17 protein-coding genes are annotated in these 17,219 nt (G+C 63.8%); 6 read left to right on the top strand and 11 right to left on the bottom strand.

Annotated elements, in window-relative coordinates:
- Positions 1-212: 212 nt before the first annotated feature.
- The 6 genes from PG881_RS06005 to PG881_RS05980 all read right to left on the bottom strand — a co-directional run bounded on the left by PG881_RS06005 (position 213) and on the right by PG881_RS05980 (position 4,280).
- Positions 213-359, bottom strand: a complete 147-nt coding sequence (locus PG881_RS06005) for a hypothetical protein (protein WP_005298986.1) — start codon at positions 357-359, stop codon at positions 213-215.
- Positions 356-1,045, bottom strand: a complete 690-nt coding sequence (locus PG881_RS06000; protein WP_270798645.1) for a M15 family metallopeptidase — start codon at positions 1,043-1,045, stop codon at positions 356-358. The genes PG881_RS06005 and PG881_RS06000 overlap by 4 nt, the downstream gene beginning before the upstream one ends.
- Complete coding sequence (dapE, locus tag PG881_RS05995; RefSeq protein WP_060388917.1) at positions 1,042-2,169, bottom strand: succinyl-diaminopimelate desuccinylase; 1,128 nt, start codon at positions 2,167-2,169, stop codon at positions 1,042-1,044. The genes PG881_RS06000 and dapE overlap by 4 nt, the downstream gene beginning before the upstream one ends.
- Before the next feature lie 22 nt (positions 2,170-2,191).
- Entirely contained in the window at positions 2,192-2,542 is a 351-nt protein-coding gene (locus PG881_RS05990; protein ID WP_257684517.1) for an ArsC family reductase, read from the bottom strand.
- A 195-nt stretch (positions 2,543-2,737) separates the two neighbouring features.
- Positions 2,738-3,649, bottom strand: coding sequence for a LysR family transcriptional regulator (locus tag PG881_RS05985; RefSeq protein WP_005298997.1), 912 nt, complete (start codon positions 3,647-3,649; stop codon positions 2,738-2,740).
- A gap of 316 nt (positions 3,650-3,965) precedes the next feature.
- Positions 3,966-4,280: a hypothetical protein gene (locus PG881_RS05980; RefSeq protein WP_024943845.1), complete on the bottom strand. Its 315-nt coding sequence runs from the start codon at positions 4,278-4,280 to the stop codon at positions 3,966-3,968.
- A gap of 285 nt (positions 4,281-4,565) precedes the next feature.
- On the opposite strand from PG881_RS05980, the gene dcuC reads away from it, so the two are divergent.
- The gene (dcuC, locus tag PG881_RS05975) at positions 4,566-5,942 is read left to right on the top strand and encodes a C4-dicarboxylate transporter DcuC (protein WP_270798637.1); all 1,377 of its coding nucleotides are present in this window, start codon (positions 4,566-4,568) and stop codon (positions 5,940-5,942) included.
- A gap of 84 nt (positions 5,943-6,026) precedes the next feature.
- Positions 6,027-7,166, top strand: a complete 1,140-nt coding sequence (locus PG881_RS05970) for a M20 family metallopeptidase (RefSeq protein WP_270798635.1) — start codon at positions 6,027-6,029, stop codon at positions 7,164-7,166.
- An 82-nt stretch (positions 7,167-7,248) separates the two neighbouring features.
- On the opposite strand, the gene PG881_RS05965 is transcribed toward PG881_RS05970, so the two are convergent.
- The 3 genes from PG881_RS05965 to asnS all read right to left on the bottom strand — a co-directional run bounded on the left by PG881_RS05965 (position 7,249) and on the right by asnS (position 11,158).
- Positions 7,249-7,905 carry an adenine nucleotide alpha hydrolase gene (locus tag PG881_RS05965; protein WP_270798633.1) on the bottom strand — a complete coding sequence of 219 codons (657 nt, stop codon included), beginning with the start codon at positions 7,903-7,905 and terminating at the stop codon, positions 7,249-7,251.
- 131 nt (positions 7,906-8,036) lie between these two features.
- The gene (locus PG881_RS05960; RefSeq protein ID WP_017410023.1) at positions 8,037-9,380 is read right to left on the bottom strand and encodes an anaerobic C4-dicarboxylate transporter; all 1,344 of its coding nucleotides are present in this window, start codon (positions 9,378-9,380) and stop codon (positions 8,037-8,039) included.
- 377 nt (positions 9,381-9,757) lie between these two features.
- Positions 9,758-11,158, bottom strand: coding sequence for an asparagine--tRNA ligase (gene asnS / locus PG881_RS05955; protein WP_270798631.1), 1,401 nt, complete (start codon positions 11,156-11,158; stop codon positions 9,758-9,760).
- A 241-nt stretch (positions 11,159-11,399) separates the two neighbouring features.
- On the opposite strand from asnS, the gene PG881_RS05950 reads away from it, so the two are divergent.
- Positions 11,400-11,702: a hypothetical protein gene (locus PG881_RS05950; RefSeq protein WP_270798687.1), complete on the top strand. Its 303-nt coding sequence runs from the start codon at positions 11,400-11,402 to the stop codon at positions 11,700-11,702.
- Here the strand turns inward: PG881_RS05950 and PG881_RS05945 are convergent.
- Positions 11,699-12,532, bottom strand: coding sequence for a HAMP domain-containing protein (locus PG881_RS05945; protein ID WP_043164868.1), 834 nt, complete (start codon positions 12,530-12,532; stop codon positions 11,699-11,701). The two genes, PG881_RS05950 and PG881_RS05945, sit on opposite strands and share 4 nt — an antisense overlap.
- Positions 12,533-12,667: 135 nt before the next feature.
- On the bottom strand, positions 12,668-13,942 hold the full coding sequence (gene bioA, locus PG881_RS05940; RefSeq protein ID WP_270798628.1) for an adenosylmethionine--8-amino-7-oxononanoate transaminase: 1,275 nt from the start codon (positions 13,940-13,942) through the stop codon (positions 12,668-12,670).
- Between the two features lie 191 nt (positions 13,943-14,133).
- On the opposite strand from bioA, the gene bioB reads away from it, so the two are divergent.
- Genes bioB through bioC form a run of 3 tightly spaced genes read left to right on the top strand, consistent with a single transcriptional unit; the run spans position 14,134 to position 17,208 of the window.
- The gene (gene bioB, locus PG881_RS05935; RefSeq protein WP_045529651.1) at positions 14,134-15,222 is read left to right on the top strand and encodes a biotin synthase BioB; all 1,089 of its coding nucleotides are present in this window, start codon (positions 14,134-14,136) and stop codon (positions 15,220-15,222) included.
- Positions 15,219-16,415 carry an 8-amino-7-oxononanoate synthase gene (bioF, locus tag PG881_RS05930; protein WP_270798625.1) on the top strand — a complete coding sequence of 399 codons (1,197 nt, stop codon included), beginning with the start codon at positions 15,219-15,221 and terminating at the stop codon, positions 16,413-16,415. Before bioB ends, bioF begins: the two co-directional genes overlap by 4 nt.
- A complete protein-coding gene (bioC, locus tag PG881_RS05925) occupies positions 16,405-17,208 on the top strand; it encodes a malonyl-ACP O-methyltransferase BioC (protein ID WP_219252426.1) in 804 nt (267 codons plus the stop codon). Before bioF ends, bioC begins: the two co-directional genes overlap by 11 nt.
- The last annotated feature ends 11 nt before the right edge of the window (positions 17,209-17,219 follow it).

The raw sequence follows: 17,219 nt of genomic DNA, 5'->3' as shown, positions 1-17,219 counted from the left end.
GGCACATTATATGCAGTTTGTTGGGCTCGGTGTGGCTTAATTGTGCATTTATTTGCAGTTTTTTACATTTTTGGTGTCATGGCTGCGAAGGGTTCTGGCCATCAAAAGGCGGTCGTCGGCGTCGCCAGCGCGGCGAGCAACGTGACCATGTTCACAAAGTGGACAGATAGCGACAGGGGCACCCGTGGGTGCCCCTGTCTGGCGGACGCGAGTCAGTCGTCCTCGTCGTCCTTCACTTCCCGGATCTTGTCCTTGTAGCGGGGCAGCTCTTTCTCCAGTCGCTTCATGTCCTTGATGGCGTTGAGAAACAGGCCGAGCAGGAAGAGCAGTGGCAAGCCTATCCAGAGCCAGAGGTTCATGTGCTACTCCTTTCGTCGGTGGCCAGGGTGACATAGCGGGTCAGGATCTCGTCGAGGTTGGCCAGTATGGTCGCCTTGCCTTCAATATCCGCCTGTTGCAGGCAAAGTGCCAGCGCGGCCGGGTCGAGCCGCTGCTCGCGGGACTCAGGCGCAAAGCTGATGTGCCAGGGCTCGTAGGCAACCCCGCTGCCGGCACCGACCGGTTTGGCATAGGGCAGGAAGAAGCCGAAGTCGTTCATGCGATCCTCAAGCCACTCGCTCAGGTCGGCGAACCAGCCCCCGGCTTCATACTCCCAGGGCTCCAGCGCCAGCCTGGTGCCGGCGGGCAGGCAGTCCGGATCGTAGATGTCGAGATCGGTGCCCCAGTGGTGGCGACTGGTGCCGGGCAGGGCGCTCCAGCGCAGGATGGCGTGGAGGCGCTCCTCGTCGCTCAGTTGCAGGGCGTCGATGGGCTGGCTGTTGGCATCGAGCAGCGGTCGTTCGCCGCGCCACTTGCCGTTCCAGATGGCGAGCTGGCGATCAAAGTCGCGCCAGCTAGAGGCGGGCTGCAGGTTGAAACCGGCGTGGGCGGCGGCTACCTGCATGTCGTTGAAGGCCGCCGCGGTGGCGGCTGTCAGCCGGTGCGGGCCTTGCCCCACTAGGATGAGGTGACCTTCATCCAACCCCAGCAGTTGCTCCTGGGTCATGCCAGTAACCTCGCGAGCACCCCTTGGTACATGTCTGCCAGCAGATCCAGATCGTCCGCCTTCACGCACTCGTTCACCTTGTGGATGGTGGCGTTGACCGGGCCCAGCTCGATCACTTCGGCGCCGGTGGGGGCGATAAAGCGCCCGTCCGAGGTGCCGCCGGTGGTGAGCAGGGCCGGCTGCTGGCCGTTGACCGCCTCGATGGCAGAGACCGCGGCCGCCAGCAGCTTGCCGGTGTCGGTGAGGAAGGGTTGGCCGGAGAGGGTCCAGTCGATCTGGTAATCGAGACCATGCCTGTCCAGCAGGGCTTCGACCCGCTCGCGGATATCCAGGTCGGTCAGTTCTGTGCTGAAGCGGAAGTTGAACTGGACGTGCAATTCGCCGGGAATGACGTTGGAGGCGCCGGTGCCGGCCGAGATGTTGGCTATCTGGAAGCTGGTGGGCGGGAAGTAGGCGTTGCCCTCATCCCACACGGTGGCGGCGAGCTCCGCCAGCGCTGGCGCCGCCTTGTGGATCGGGTTGTCCGCCAGATGGGGGTAGGCGACGTGGCCCTGCACCCCGCGCACCAGCAGATCGCCGGTGATGGAGCCGCGCCGGCCGTTCTTCACCACATCCCCCACCACGGCGGTGGAGGAGGGTTCGCCGACGATGCACCAGGTGATCTTCTCGTGGCGCGCTTCCAGGGTGTCGATCACCCGGGTGGTGCCGTTGATGAAGGGCCCCTCTTCATCGGAGGTGATTAGGAAGGCGATGGACCCGGAGTGATCCGGATGCTCGGCGACGAAGCGTTCGACCGCCACCACCATGGCGGCCAGCGAGCCCTTCATGTCGGCGGCACCACGGCCGTACAGCACGCCATCCTGGATGGTCGGCTCGAACGGCGGGGTATGCCATTTTTCCAGTGGGCCGGCGGGCACCACGTCGGTGTGGCCGGCGAAGCAGAACAGCGGCCCCTCGCTGCCCCGGCGGGCCCAGAGGTTGGTGGTGTCTTCGAACACCATGGGCTCGATGACGAAGCCGAGCTTGGCGAGGCGCTCCGCCATCAGGGTCTGGCACCCTTCATCCAGCGGGGTAACGGAGGGGCGGCGGATCAGATCCTTGGCCAGTGCGATGACATCCGACATCAGCGTTCCTTAGCAAAAAAGTTTAACGAGAGAAGAGGGATTGGTAGTGATCGGCCTTGAAGCCCAGGGTCAGCTCGCCGTCTCGGTCCAGCAGCGGGCGCTTGATCATGGCCGGGTGCTCCAGCAACAGAGCGCGCGCCTTGGCGGTGTCGAGCCCCTGTTTGGCCTCGTCCGGCAGGGCGCGAAAGGTGGTGCCGCGGCTGTTGAGCAGCGCCTCCCAGCCGAGCTGGCTCAGCCAGTGGTCGAGATCGTCCGGATTCAGGCCATCGGCACGGTGGTCGTGAAAGCGGTAGTCGATGCCGGCCTGCTCCAGCCACTTGCGGGCTTTCTTGATGGTGTCGCAGTTCTTGATGCCATAGAGGGTGGTGGCCATGGGGAGTCCTTGTCTGCGGGCATGGGCCCGGAAAGCCGAAACTTGAGTCCTGAAACGGGAAATCAAGAAGAGGCCCGATTCTGGCATTGTGGCGATCTCAAGGCAACGCCGATGCGCATGGGGGAGGTGGGGAGAGGTGCTGGTCGGGCCTGGGGGGAGGGGAAAAGTGCCCGGCGCGGGACGCGCCGGCGGGCATCAGAGTTCGCTCTGGGTGCGACACCAGAGGTGCAGTTCGGATTCGAACCAGTTGAGCATGGCGTTGTTGTCGTCGCGACGATGACGAATGAGGCTCACTTCGAAGGTGGGCAGGGCGAAGCGGGTCTCGTACTCCACCAGATCCAGCAGCGGCATCAGCGGGCGCAGCACCCGGGCGGGGGAGGTGAGCAGCAGAGGCGCGCACGGCAGGATGAAGGGGGCCGCCAGAAAGCTTTGTACGATCAAGGGGGTGTGCCGGGTCATGCCGTGGGCGGCCAGCAGATCATCGACGATGCCCCCTTCGCTGCCGCGGGGAGCGACCAGCAGGTGCTGGGCCTGGGCGAAGGATTCGATGCACAGCACCTGGCCCTGCAGCGGGTGGCTGCGGTGGGCGGCGCAGATCAGCTTGTCCTCGAACAGCGGGATGCGGCGAAAACGGCCGGGCACCTCGTCTTGCTTGCTGATCACCATGCTGATGACCCCTTCATCGAGCTGGCTTTCGTAGTCCGCATTGAGCGGCACCATGTGGATGCGCAGGTTGGGCGCCTGCTGCTGCAGCCGGGCCAGCAGGCTCGGCATCATCACGTACTCCACATAGGTGTGGGCCCCGATGCGCAGCACTCCCTCGAACTGGGCGGGGTCGAGCTGCTCGGGGGGGCTGAAGGTCTGCTCGATGTCGTGCAGGATCTCCCGCAGCGGCAGCAGCAAGGCCTCCGCCCGGGCGGTGGGTTCCATGCCCTGGGGAGTGCGGATCAGCAGGGGATCGTCATAGAGCAGACGCAAGCGGGCCAGTGCGCGGCTGACGGCCGGCTGGCTCATGGCGAGCCGTTCGGCGGCCTTGGTGGTGTTGCGCTCCTCCAGCAGTGCCTTGAGCACCACCAGCAGGTTGAGGTCGACGCCTCGTAAATTCATTCTGTGCATAATGGAATACTAATAAATCATTTCCTTAAGCAGGGCCTTCACTTTAGTCTCATTTCCCGTCGATGGTCAGCATGAAGCTTGGATAAATCAGCGATTTATGCAAACCCATGTTGTCCTGTTACCTCTTTCGCGTGGTGCCGGAGGTGGCAAGATTCGACAGCCTGAACTCTTTACTCTGGTCATCCAGAGCGTTGCTTGCTTAGTACCCGCCGTCTCGGCGGGTTTTTTTTGCCTGCGGTTCAGGAAAAGGGGGCCCAAAGAAGTACAAAACGCGCCGGCGGGCGCGTTATTGTGAGGGGTGGATGACTCAGGGCGCAACCGGCCACTGGTAGTCAAACACCTTGGCACGCTCCCAGGGGGCGTCCGGCAGACTGGAGGAGAGGCCGGTATATTTGCCCACATCGTCCACCACGATGGCGGAGAGGATCGGCAACTGGTGCTCGGTGCAGTACATGCGGATGCGTTGCAGCAGCGTGCGCAGCTCATCCTGGCAATTCTCCAGCCCGGCCTGCCTGGCCAGCTTGGAGTAACGAATGGTGGTGCGTTCCTTTGCAGACTCGACGAGGATGTCCCATAGCTTGTAGTCGCAGGTCGTCATGCCTGCGTTGGCTCGGTCTGTCATAACTCTCTCCGGCGCGAATGGTCGCTGTGTGTCGATGCGCATCTTGGCCAGTTCACTGGCCCCTGACGTTGATCCAAAGCAAAAAAGCCTGAGGTTATTCGCCAGAACGCGTGGCAAAGGGATTCTAAAGGTTTGCCTTTAGTTTAAATTGCTGTTTTTTGTTATATGTGTAGCATTTTGTTTCATTGGGGTGCGGTCAAGCCATCTTTCTTGACGGGGATCAATGGGAAAGCGCGGTCAGACCACTAGATTCCGCTCCTCGATAACTTTATCAGGAGTGAATATTTGGAACTCGTCTTCGTCTTGCTCGTACTGCTGGCCGTGGTCTACGGCATCGTCAAGGATTACAACCCGCAGGCGGTGCTGGCACTGGCCGGCATGGCCATCTTCACCGTCGCCTACTGGCTGGGACTGCACCCCATTCTGCCCGCCGACAAGAGCACCGGCTTCGCCCTGTTCGACCTGTTCGAGGTGTTCAAGGGGATCTTCTCCTACCGTGCGGCGGGCCTCGGCCTCACCATCATGGCGGTGGCCGGCTTTGCCACCTACATGTCCCATATCGGTGCCTCCCAGGCGCTGGTGCGGGTGGCGGTCAAACCGGTGGCGGGCATCCAGTCCAGCTACCTGATGCTGGCCATCTGCTACCTGGTGGCGGTCTTCGTCTCCCTGTTCGTCACCTCCGCCACCGGCCTTGGCCTGCTGTTGATGGTCACCATGTACCCGGTGATGCGCAACCTCGGCATCAGCCCGGCTTCCGCCTGCGGCGTCATCGCCACCTCCCAGGCGTTCGAAATCGGCCCGACCCAGACCAACGCCATCTTCTCCGCCGGCCAATCCGGCATGGATCCCACCAGCTATTTCGTCGACTACCAGATCTGGCTGGTGGCCCCCATGCTGCTGGTGACCATGGTGCTGCATTTCTTCTGGCAGCGGCACTGTGACCGTCAGGATGGCTGGGATCCGGCCCTGCATCGCGGCGAGCACGCCGAGCTGGACGAGCAGGGTACCGAGGCGGTGGCGGCGCCCACCTGGTATGCTCTGCTGCCCATCATTCCTTTCGTGTTGATGATGACCTTCTCGAAACTGCTGGTGACCACCATCAGCGTCAGCGTGGAGGTGGCCATGCTGCTGTCGGTCTTTATCGGCATGCTGTGCGAGCTGCTGCGCACCCGCTCGGTGCGCACCGCCTTCGCCGGGCTCTCCAGCTTCCTCGACGGCATGGGCAAGGTGTTCGGCCCCGTGGTGGCGCTCATCGTCTGTGCCGAGCTGTTTGCCGAGTCCCTCAAGGCCATTGGCGCCATCGATACCCTGCTGCACTCTGCCAGCAATGCCGGTATCGGCAGCGGTCTGATGACCCTGGTGATGGTGGGTCTCATCATGGTGGCGGCGGTCATCATGGGCTCGGGCAACGCGGCATTCTTGAGCTTCTCGACCCTGGCGCCGGCGGTGGCTGCCAAGTTCGGCGTACCGGCGGTGACCATGCTGCTGCCGATGCAGCTCGCCTCCAGCATCGGCCGCACCGTCTCCCCCATCGCGGCGGTGCTGATCGCCTGTGCGGGCATCGCCAAGGTCTCCCCCTTCGTGGTGGTCAAGCGCACCTGCGTGCCCATGGCCGGCGCCCTGGTGACCGCGCTCCCCCTCAACTATCTGCTGTTTATGTAACCGGGCGGCGGACGGCCCGGGTCGTCCGCCCCTTTCATTCGGCCGTCGGGCGGGAGGTGTGTCCTCCCGCCTCAGGAGATGACAATGACAGACTCTCGCAACGCTTTTTCCCTGGACGCCTACCTAGCGGATCTGGCCCCGCTCATCAACCTCGATTGCGGTACCCGCACCCCGGCCGGGGTGGCTCGGGTCGCCGATATCATGGCCGAGAAATATGAGGCCATCGGCTGGCAGGTGACCCGCCACCAGTTTGCCGCCGAGTGCGGCCCCTGCCTCGAGGCAACCAATGCCCCCGGCGCCAGCCACTACGATGTGATGCTGGTGGGCCACATGGACACCGTATTCCCCGTGGGGACAGCCGCCAAGCGGCCGCTGAAAGTGGAAGGCAATCAGGCCTTTGGTCCCGGTGTGTCGGACATGAAGAGCGGATTGCTCTCCATCTGGTATGCCTTGAAAGGGATGGATCCCGCCGTGCTGGCCAAGCTCAAGGTGCTGGTCTGCTGCAACTGCGACGAGGAGATTGGCTCCCCCTGGTCCAAAGAGTGGCTGGTGGAAAAAGCCAAGCAGAGCGGCTGCGTGCTGGTGGCTGAGGCGGCGCGCCCCAACGGCGATCTCATCAGCGCTCGCAAGGGTAATGCCAAGTACCGCATTACCTTCCACGGCAAGGCCTCCCACGCTGGCTCGGCCCTCACCGAAGGGGTCTCAGCTATCACCGAGCTGGCCCATTGGGTGCTCGCCATCAACGAGCAGGTCAACCTCGATACCGGCACCACCATGAACGTGGGGGTGGTGCAGGGGGGGACCGGCGTCAACGTGGTGCCGGATTTTGCCGAGGCGATCGTCGACTTGCGCTTCTGGAGCAATGACGAAGCGGCCGCCGTGCACGAGCGGCTCACCTTCATGGCCAACAACCCCTTCCTCGCCGGTTGCCGGGTCGAGGTGGATCGCCAGAGCTTCAAGCCGGCGATGCGCCCGAGTGGCGACACCGAGGCGCTGATGGCGCTGGTGGCTGCGGCAGCCAAGGAGGAGGGGATCACCTTCAACTGGCTGGAGGCTGGTGGCGGCTCGGATGCCAACTTCACCGCCGCCGCCGGGGTGCCGTCGCTGGATGGCTTCGGCCCCATGGGGGGCGGTTTCCACTCGGAGGCGGAGTTCCTGCTGCTGGAGAGCATCGAGCCACGCATCCGCCTGCTGCAGCGGGTGCTGGGCAAGCTGGCCAACTAGGTCAGCGTCAAAGAAAAGCAAAACGGGAGGCCATCGCCTCCCGTTTTTTTATCTGACATGCCGGTGCAGACGAGCTGTCCTGCTACCCCTCATCCTCCAGCAGGTAGGCGAGCTGCTCCTGACGGGCAACCTGCCAGCGGCCGAGCACCAGCGGCGCCGCAAAGCCCGGGCCGTCGGTCACCATGGTGTGGTACTCCCCCTGCTCGCCGCAGGCATCGAAGCCCCGGCTTGCCGCCAGCTGCTGCAACTCGGCCAGGGTGGCGGTATCGAGGGTGCGCCCCACCCACTCGGGGGCCAGCACCCGGGTGTCGACGCAGGAGAGGTGGGCGACGATGCCGCGGGTCAGCAGGTCTGCCAGCAGCGCCTCGCGGCTTTGCTGCCAGAGCGGGGTGTGAACGGCCAGATCGAGCGGGCGGCAGCGCTCGCGGATCCAGTTCGGCGCGCCCCCCACGCTGTCGATATCGCCGGTGACCACCCCATCCAGGCGCCACTCCTCTTTCAATGCCGCCAGCGCCCGCTCATAACCGAGATCGAACGGCGCTTCGATGGTGATCAGCAGATGGGGCAGCCCGAGGGCCGCCGCCTGCCGACGCACCTGTGATAGGGGATGGGCCAGAAAGCGGGGTTCGGGCGGTGCAAAGGTGGCCAGTGCCACTACCTGATGACCCGCTTCGCGGGCATGGCAGAGGGCCTGCATGGCATCCTTGCCGCCGCTCCAGAGCACGATGACGCGAGACATGGGGGAGATTCCGCAAAGAAAAGAGGGGTCATGCTACCCAGAGTGCGGGCGGTTGGCAAAACGGGATGGGGCAGGGCACAAAACAGCAGGCCCCCGGGGGGGCCTGCTGGACTGGCTAAGCGGTGTGTTGCTTAGAGCAGTATGCTGGTCAGCAGATAACCCAGGGTACAGGAGGTGGCGACCCCGATCAGACCCGGAATGATGAAGCTGTGGTTGATGATGAACTTGCCGATGCGGGTGGTACCGGAGCGGTCGAAACCGATACAGGCCAGATCGCTCGGGTAGGTCGGCAGCACGAAGTAGCCGTAGCTCGCCGGCAGGAAGGCGATCAGTAGCTTGGGCTCCACACCCAGCGCCAGCCCCATGGGAGCGATGGCGGTCAGGGCGGCGGCCTGGCTGTTCACCAGCTTGGAGATGAGGAACAGCACCAGGGCATAGGTCCAGGGCTGGGCCTGCACCACATGGGCCAGGGTTTCTTTCAGCAGCGGCATGTGGGCCTGGAAGAAGGTTTCGCTCATCCAGGCGACCCCGAATACCGAGAAGATCGCCACCATGCCGGCCTTGAACACGGCGCCGTTGGAGATGTCACCCGGTTTGACCTTGCAGCGCATCAGGATGATGGCGCCGGCGATCAGCATCATCATCTGGATCACCAGGTTCATGGAGAGCGGGCCGGTCTTGCCACCCATTTCGAACACCGGGCGCAGGGAGGCGTCGGCCCCCAGCACCACCACGGCGGCGATGGCTGCGAAGAAGATCCAGGTCGACCAGTAGGCCTCTTTCGGGAACTTGGTGTTGAGCAGGGTCTCACCACCGCCGTAGACGAAGGCTCGCTGCTCCGGATCCTTGATCTTGGCCTGGAACTCTTCGTCCTTGTCCAGATCCTTGCCGCGACGCAGGCTCCAGAGGGCCGCGACTATGACCCCGGTGAGCGAGGAGGGGATGGCTACCATCAGGATGTCGAGCAGGCTGTAGGCCTGACCGATGCCGTGACCGGCCGCCAGGATGGAGACCATGGAGACCACGGCCACCGACACCGGCGAGGCGCAGATCGCCATCTGGGAGGCGACGGAAGCGACCGCCATCGGCCGTTCCGGGCGGATGTTCTTCTGCAGTGCGATGTCGGCGATGATGGGGAACATGGTGTAGACCACGTGGCCGGTACCGCACAGGAAGGTGAGGGTCCAGGTGGTGAGCGGCGCCAGCAGGGTGATGTACTGGGGGTGGCGGCGCAGCAGACGCTCGGCCACCTGCATCATCAGGTTGAGACCGCCGGCGGTCTGCAGGGTGGCGGCGCAGCCGATCACCGCCAGTATGGTCAGCATCACCTGCACCGGCGGTTCGCCCGGGGTGAGACCGAACACGAAGGTCAGCAGGAACAGACCGATGCCGCTGATGAGACCCAGCCCCATGCCCCCAAACCGGGTACCCAGCAGCAAGCAGCCGAGTACCACCAAAAATTCCATCAAGATCATTCCATTACCTCGCGTTATTTAATCCATGTCTGTGCTGTGTTGGGCTCATGGACCGGGATTGTCTGTTTTTTATTTAGCCCTAAAGGGTTAGTGGTTATTGTGCCTGCCAAAAAAGGGCAAAAATTTGAGGTACTTCAATAACTCATCGCTTTTTGATTTAACGTCATAAAAACCACGTATTAACGTTTTTGTTATTTTGCGGGCAATAAGTGGCAGCGTATGGGGCTCAACGGCTGGCGCGGGGCGGGTGTGTCAGCAAGGGGGCGTGACGGAGGGCGGCAAGAATGATTAATTGTGGTGCCGGCAAGGCCGTCCGGCCGCCGGACGGGCAACAAAAAGCCGACCCTGAGGTCGGCTTTTAAGGGAAAGTCCTGTAATCAGAACTCGGCGGTGCGCGGGGTGCGCGGGAAGGGGATCACGTCGCGCACGTTGCCCATGCCGGTCACGTAAACCACCAGACGCTCGAAGCCCAGACCGAAACCGGAGTGCGGCACGGTACCGTAGCGGCGCAGGTCGCGATACCACCAGTAGTCTTCCTTGTTCAGGCCCATCTCGGCAAGACGGGCATCCAGCACGTCCAGACGCTCTTCACGCTGGGAGCCGCCGATGATCTCGCCGATGCCCGGGGCCAGTACGTCCATGGCGGCGACGGTCTTGCCGTCGTCGTTGAGGCGCATGTAGAAGGCCTTGATGTCTTTCGGGTAGTTCTTCACTACCACCGGGGACTTGAAGTGCTCTTCGGCCAGGTAGCGCTCGTGCTCGGAAGAGAGGTCGATACCCCAGGAGACCGGGAACTCGAAGCTCTTGCCGCAGTTCTTCAGCACTTCGATGGCGTCGGTGTAGTCAATCTGGGCGAAGTCGGAGGCGACGAAGCGCTCCAGACGACCGATGGCGTCCTTGTCCACGTGCTGGGCGAAGAACTCCAGATCGTCGCGGCGCTCGGCCAGCACGGCGTTGAAGACATACTTCAGCATGGCTTCGGCCAGGGCGGCGTTGTCTTCCAGATCGGCGAAAGCCACTTCCGGCTCAACCATCCAGAACTCGGCCAGGTGGCGGCTGGTGTTGGAGTTTTCGGCGCGGAAGGTCGGCCCGAAGGTGTAGACCTTGGACAGCGCGCAGGCGTAGGTCTCGACGTTGAGCTGGCCGGATACGGTCAGGAAGGTCTCTTTGCCGAAGAAGTCCTTGTCATAGTCCACCTTGCCTTGCGGGGTGCGCGGCAGGTTTTCCATATCCAGGGTGGAGACGCGGAACATCTCGCCGGCGCCTTCGGTGTCGGAGGCGGTGATGAGCGGCGCGGCGATCCACAGATAACCCTGCTCGTGGAAGAAGCGGTGGATGGCCTGGGAGAGGCAGTTGCGTACCCGGGTCACGGCGCCGACGATGTTGGTGCGGGCGCGCAGGTGGCCCTGCTCGCGCAGGTATTCGACGCTGTGACGCTTGGCGGACATGGGGTAGGTATCCGGATCTTCGACCCAGCCCACCACCTTGACGTCGGTGGCCTGCAGTTCGAACGCCTGGCCGCTGCCCTGAGACTCGACCACCAGGCCGGTCACTTCCACCGAGCAAGCCGTGGTCAGACGCAGCACTTCATTCTCGTAATTGGCCAGGGTATTGGGGACGACTGCCTGTACCGGATGGAAACAGGAGCCATCGGAGATGGCCAAAAATGAGATCCCCGCCTTGGAATCGCGGCGGGTCCGGATCCACCCTTTCACTGTCTGGGTGGTGCCGACCGCATACTTACCGGTCAGCACATCTACTACGGATGCGTGCGTCATCGAAATATTGTCTCCAGCTTGTTCTTGCAGCGCTATTTGCAACACTTGGGGTCTGGCCCGGGCAATCTTGGCCCATCATGGCAGACTAAGCCGTCAATCTTACCCGCGCAGGTTTGATAAACAAGCAAAAATGTCGGACTCTGGGGGGGATTTCGGCGCCTATCGGTGGATTGGCAGGCCAGTTGGACGGGGGATAAGCGTGAAAGAGCGGCGACGGGGGCCGGACCGGCTGACACGGGTGTTGCAGGGGTTGGTGATGCTCTGCTGGGGCGGCTTTATCGTCCTGCTCTCCCTCTACCACTTCGCCAGACCGCAGACGGCCTACGGTTTTCTGGTCTATGGCGGGGTCAGGGTACGCCAGAGCTGGGATCCCCTGCTCACCCCCTGGCTGCTGCACGGGCTCTGGAGTTGCTGTCTGCTGACCCTGGCGGTGCTGCTGGCGGAGCGCCGACGCTGCCGGCGGCAGGAGGACACGGGGCGGGTGCACCTGACCATCTTGCTGTTGATCCTGATCGCCAGTCTGCTGTTCTACTACCTGGGCTAGCCCTCTTTTCTTCTCTCTGTCGCCTTCTGCTCGCTCCCCTCCATCGGTGCGGCGGGTCGTTTGCCGAGCTGACGCTCCACGCTGTCGAGCATCTGGTTGTAGGCCAGCGCCACCCGGCCAATCTCGTCCCCTTCATCTCCTTCCAGCCGGTGGCCGAAGTCGTGCAGGTCGGTGGCCTCCTCCATGGAGCGGGTCAGCTGGTTGAGGGGGCGGACGATCCAGGTGCGGATGACCCAGAGGGTCAGCAGCAGCCCCAGGCCGAAGATGACGGTGAGGCTGAGCGCCGAGGTGAGGATGTTCTGCTCGACCCGGGTAAACAGGGTATCGAGGGAGTAGTCAAAGCGCACCGCCCCCAGCACGGTATTCTCCGGCACCAGGTGGCAGCTGGTGCAGTCGGTGCCGCGAAAATCCTTCTTGGCCAGCAGCGGGCGGGTCACCACCAGCTTGCTGTGCATGCCGTCGTGTACCACCTCCAGGCTGCCCTTGCCGGCCAGTGCCAGCTCATCGAACCTGTCCTTGGGCTGCTCGCTCTGGTGGCCAGCTCCGTACTGCTTGCTCACCGCCTCGCTGCGCACGATACGGGCATCCTCCACGTGGGCGTGCTCGAGAAACTTGCCGCGCAGGGTGTCGCGGGCATCCATCTTGCCGGTCAGCATCAGCATGTTGAGACCGTCGAAGTAGGCCTCGGTCTGCTCGCGGCTCTGTTCCTTGATGAGGGTCAGGATCAGGTCGCGTTCGCGCACCGCCTGATAGGCGGCGGAGAACACCAGCACCATGGAGAAGATGAACAGCAGGAAGAAGTTGATTTTGGCAGCAATGGAGAGGCGCATGGGAACGGTACATCTGTTGGGTAAAACCCGCGCAGTCTACGCGTCTTGGTCGCCCGGGTCTGGTGTCTCGCTCACATTCTGATGAAAAAGAGTCAAAAGACCCTGCCCGGTCGGGCAGGGCCTGCCACCTCTGACTCAGAACTCGTCGCTGTGGATGGCGGCGGTGATGGCGTTGGTCAGCACGGTTAATTGTGCCGGGCTGATGACGAAGGGGGGCATCAGATAGATCAGCTTGCCAAACGGGCGGATCCAGGCGCCCAGTTCGACGAATTTGCGCTGGATGCGCGCCACGTCCACCCGGTCCTTCATCTCCACCACCCCGATGGCGCCAAGCACCCGCACATCCGCCACCGCCGGGTGCAGGGTCAGCGCCACCAGTTCGGTTTTGAGTTGGTGTTCGATGGCGCGGACCCGCTCCTGCCACGGCGAGGCCAGCAGCAGATCGATGGAGGCGTTGGCCACGGCGCAGGCCAATGGGTTGCCCATGAAGGTGGGACCGTGCATGAAGACGCCCGCCTTCCCGTCACAGATGGTGCGAGCCACATGCTCGGTCGTGAGCGTGGCCGACAGCGTCAGGTAGCCGCCGGTGAGCGCCTTGCCAAGGCACATGATGTCGGGGCTGATGCCGGCCCAGTCGCAGGCAAACAGCTGGCCGGTGCGGCCAAAGCCGGTGGCGATCTCGTCGGCAATCAGCAGCAGGCCGAACTCGTCGCACAGGGCGCGTACCCACTGCAGGTAGCGGGGATGGTAGAAGCGCATGCCGCCAGCGCCCTGCACGATGGGCTCGAGCACGATGGCGGCTATTTCCTCGTGATGGTCCGCCACCAGGGTGGCGAGCTCCACCACGCACTGCTCGTCCCACTCGGCGTGGAAGCGGCAGCTGGGCGCTTCGACAAAATGGTGCTCGGGCAGGAAGCCCTTGTAGAGCTCGTGCATGCCGCCATCCGGATCGCAGACGCTCATGGCGCCGAAGGTATCGCCGTGATAGCCGCCGCGCAGGGCGACAAACTTGGCCCTGGGCGTCCCCTTGGCGTGCCAGTACTGCTGCGCCATCTTGAGCGCCACTTCCACCGCCACCGAGCCGGAGTCCGCCAGAAATACCCGATCCAGCTTGGCTGGCGTGATCTCCACCAGCTTGCGGCACAGATCGACGGCGGGGGCGTGGGTGAGGCCGCCAAACATCACGTGGGACATTTTGCCGAGCTGGGCAGTGGCGGCCGCATCGAGCTCCGGCACCTGATAGCCGTGCACGCAAGCCCACCAGGAGCTCATGCCGTCCACCAGCTCGCGGCCGTCGCTGAGGGTGAGGGTCACTCCCTTGGCACTGGCCACTTCATAGCAGGGCAGGGGATGGGTGAGGGAGGTATAGGGGTGCCAGACGTGGTGCAGGTCGAATTCTTGATTGGTCATTTTATATTCTGTTGTCAATTGGTTTGATCTGGTCGGTGTTGACAGTCTACGCGCGCTCTCTACACTAGCCAACAATTTCAGCCACTTGGCTGCGTGCAACCCGACTCGGGTGCAGGCTGGGTGGCGGCTTCTGTGTTTGCCCATGCAAGCTGGCGGCGCAGGATCCCACTTATAACAATTGGAAGCCATGTATGAATGCTGTCACCGCGGGCGCTCACGCCCTTCGTCACGACTGGACCCTCGCCGAGGTTCAGGCCCTGTTTGCCCTGCCATTCAACGACCTGCTGTTCCGGGCCCAGACCGTCCACCGCGCCCATTTCGATCCGAACGAAGTGCAGGTGAGCACCCTGCTCTCCATCAAGACCGGTGCCTGCCCGGAGGATTGCAAGTACTGCCCCCAGAGTGCCCGTTATCACACCGGCCTTGAGGCCGAGCGGCTGATGGAGGTGGAGAAAGTGCTGGAGCGGGCCCGCGAAGCCAAGGCCAACGGCTCGTCCCGCTTCTGCATGGGGGCCGCCTGGCGCAACCCCAAAGAGAAGGACATGCCCTACATCCTGCGAATGATTGAAGAGGTGCGCGGGCTCGGCATGGAGACCTGCATGACGCTCGGGATGCTCACCGCCGATCAGGCGGCGCGCCTCGGTGCAGCCGGCCTTGACTACTACAACCACAACCTCGACACCTCGCCGGAGTTTTACGGCGACATCATCACCACCCGCACCTATCAGGACCGGCTCGATACCCTGGAGCATGTGCGCGGCGCCGGCATGAAGGTCTGCTCCGGCGGCATCGTCGGCATGGGCGAGCAGGCAAAAGATCGGGCGGGCCTCTTGATGGCGCTGGCCAATCTGCCGCGCCACCCGGAGAGCGTGCCCATCAACATGCTGGTCAAGGTGAAGGGGACGCCGCTGGAGAACCAGGAGAACCTCGATCCGTTCGAATTCATCCGCACCATCGCCGTGGCACGGATCATGATGCCGGCCTCCCACGTGCGCCTCTCCGCCGGGCGGGAGAAGATGAACGAGCAGATGCAGGCCATGTGCTTTATGGCGGGGGCAAATTCGATTTTTTATGGCTGCAAGTTGCTGACCACCCCCAACCCGGACGAAAACAGCGACATGCAGCTGTTCAAGCGGCTCGGCATTCGCCCCGCCCAGCGGGCCCAGAAGCCGGATCAAGTACAAGAAGAGGAGCTGCTGGCCGAGGTGAGTCGCCAGAGCGAGCCCGCCGAAATGTTTTATGACGCCACCCGCCCCCGTGCAGGGGCCGCGCGGTCATGAACGGCCCTGCAGTCACGGGCCCTTTTGGGTTGAGCGCGGCGCTCTCCGAACGCGAGCAGGCAGGCCTGCTGCGCAGCCGCATCGCGACCGACGGCGCGAGTGGCGGACGGCTCAGGGTGGCCGGGCGCGATTACCTCAACTTTTCCGCCAACGACTATCTGGGGCTTGCCGATCACCCCGCCATCAAGACCGCCTTCCAGGAGGGAGTCGACCACTATGGTGCGGGTGCCGGCGCCTCGCCGCTGGTAACCGGTTACAGCCGGGCCCACCAACAGCTGGAAGAGGCCCTTGCTGACTGGTTGGGGCTGGAGGCCGTGCTGCTGTTCAACTGCGGCTTTTCCGCCAATCAGGCGGTGCTCAAGGCCCTGCTCGGCAAGGAGCACCTGCTGTGGCAGGACAAGCTCAATCACGCCTCCCTGCAGGAGATGGGCAGCCAGCTGCCCTGCAAGATGAAGCGCTTCGGTCACAACGACATGGCGGCTCTTGAGCGGCAGCTTGAGCCAAACCGAGGCTTGATCGTCTCGGAGGGGGTATTCAGCATGGACGGTGATCAGGGCCCCTGGCGCGAGCTCGCAGCCCTGGCCGCCCAGAGCGGCAACTGGCTGATGATCGACGATGCCCACGGCCTCGGCGTGCTGGGGCCACAAGGGCGCGGCACCCTGGCGGCGCAGGGGGTTGCTCCTGCCAGCGTGCACATCCAGATGGGCACCTTTGGCAAGGCGCTCGGGGTGGCTGGCGCGTTTGTGGGCGGCAGTCGCGAGCTGGTGGCGTATCTGGTCAACTTCGCCCGCCACTATGTCTACAGCACCCATATGCCGGCTGCCCAGGCCTGCGCCGTGCGCCAGAGCATCGCGCTGGTGCGCGCCGCCGACGAGGCCCGCGCCCAGCTTGGCCAGCTGATCATCCGTTTTCGGCAAGGGGCGCAGGCGCTGGGTTGGCAACTCGGTGCCAGCGCTACCCCCATCCAGCCGCTGCTGGTGGGGGAAAGCATCGCTGCCCTGCAACTGGCCGAGCGGCTGCGCGAATGCGGCGTCTGGGCTGGCGCCATCCGCCCGCCCACGGTGCCGGTCGGCACGGCGCGGCTGCGCATCACCTTGAGCGCGGCCCACCGTGAACAGGATGTGGATCGGCTGCTCGATGCCCTCGGTCCCTGCCCGGCGGACGACGAGAGAGGGGGCACCCATGCTCCATGAGCGTTTTCAGGCGGTCGACAAGGCTCAGCTTGCCCGCCGTTTCGGCGCCGCCGCCCGTCACTACGACGCCCACGCCCGCTTCCAGCAGGAGGTGGGGCAGGCGCTGCTTGAGCGGATGCCGGACAGGCAAGTTGGCACAGATCTGACAGTGAGCGGGCTGGATCTGGGCTGTGGCACCGGCTTCTTCCTGCCGGCGTTGGCCGGGCGCTGCAGCGAGCTGACCGGGCTGGATCTGGCTCCCGGCATGCTGGCGCAAGCGGCCCTTCGCGGCAGCGGCGCCCGCCTGCTGTGCGGCGATGCCGAGCAGCTTCCCTTTGCCGACGAGACGTTTGACTGGGTCTTCTCCAGCCTGGCCCTGCAGTGGTGCGAGCGACCGGCCCAGGCCTTTGCCGAGCTGCACCGGGTGCTCAAACCCGGCGGCCGGCTGCTGTTCTCCACCCTGCTGGCCGAGTCGCTCTGGCAATTGCGTGAGGCCTGGCGCACGGTTGACGAGTGTGATCATGTCAATCGCTTCCTCAGCCTGCCACAATTGCAGCATGCCATCGCCGCTGGCGGTTTTGCCGCCCCGGCGCTGGAGAGCCTGACCTGGTCGCTCGGCTACCCCGAGCTCAACGGCTTGCTGCGTGATCTCAAGGGGATCGGCGCCAGCCAGGTCAATGACGAGCGTCATACCGGACTGAGCAGTCGCCAGCGTCTGCAGCGCCTGAGCCAGGCCTATGAAGCCCATCGCCAACCGGACGGCCTGCTGGCCGCCAGCTATCAGGTGTGCCTCGGCCAGCTGATCCGCCGCTAACCGGTCTCATG

Origin of the sequence: Aeromonas sp. QDB54 (assembly GCF_027707385.1) — a bacterium.
Taxonomy (GTDB): domain Bacteria; phylum Pseudomonadota; class Gammaproteobacteria; order Enterobacterales; family Aeromonadaceae; genus Aeromonas; species Aeromonas hydrophila.
This window is presented reverse-complemented; position numbering and strand designations above follow the sequence as displayed.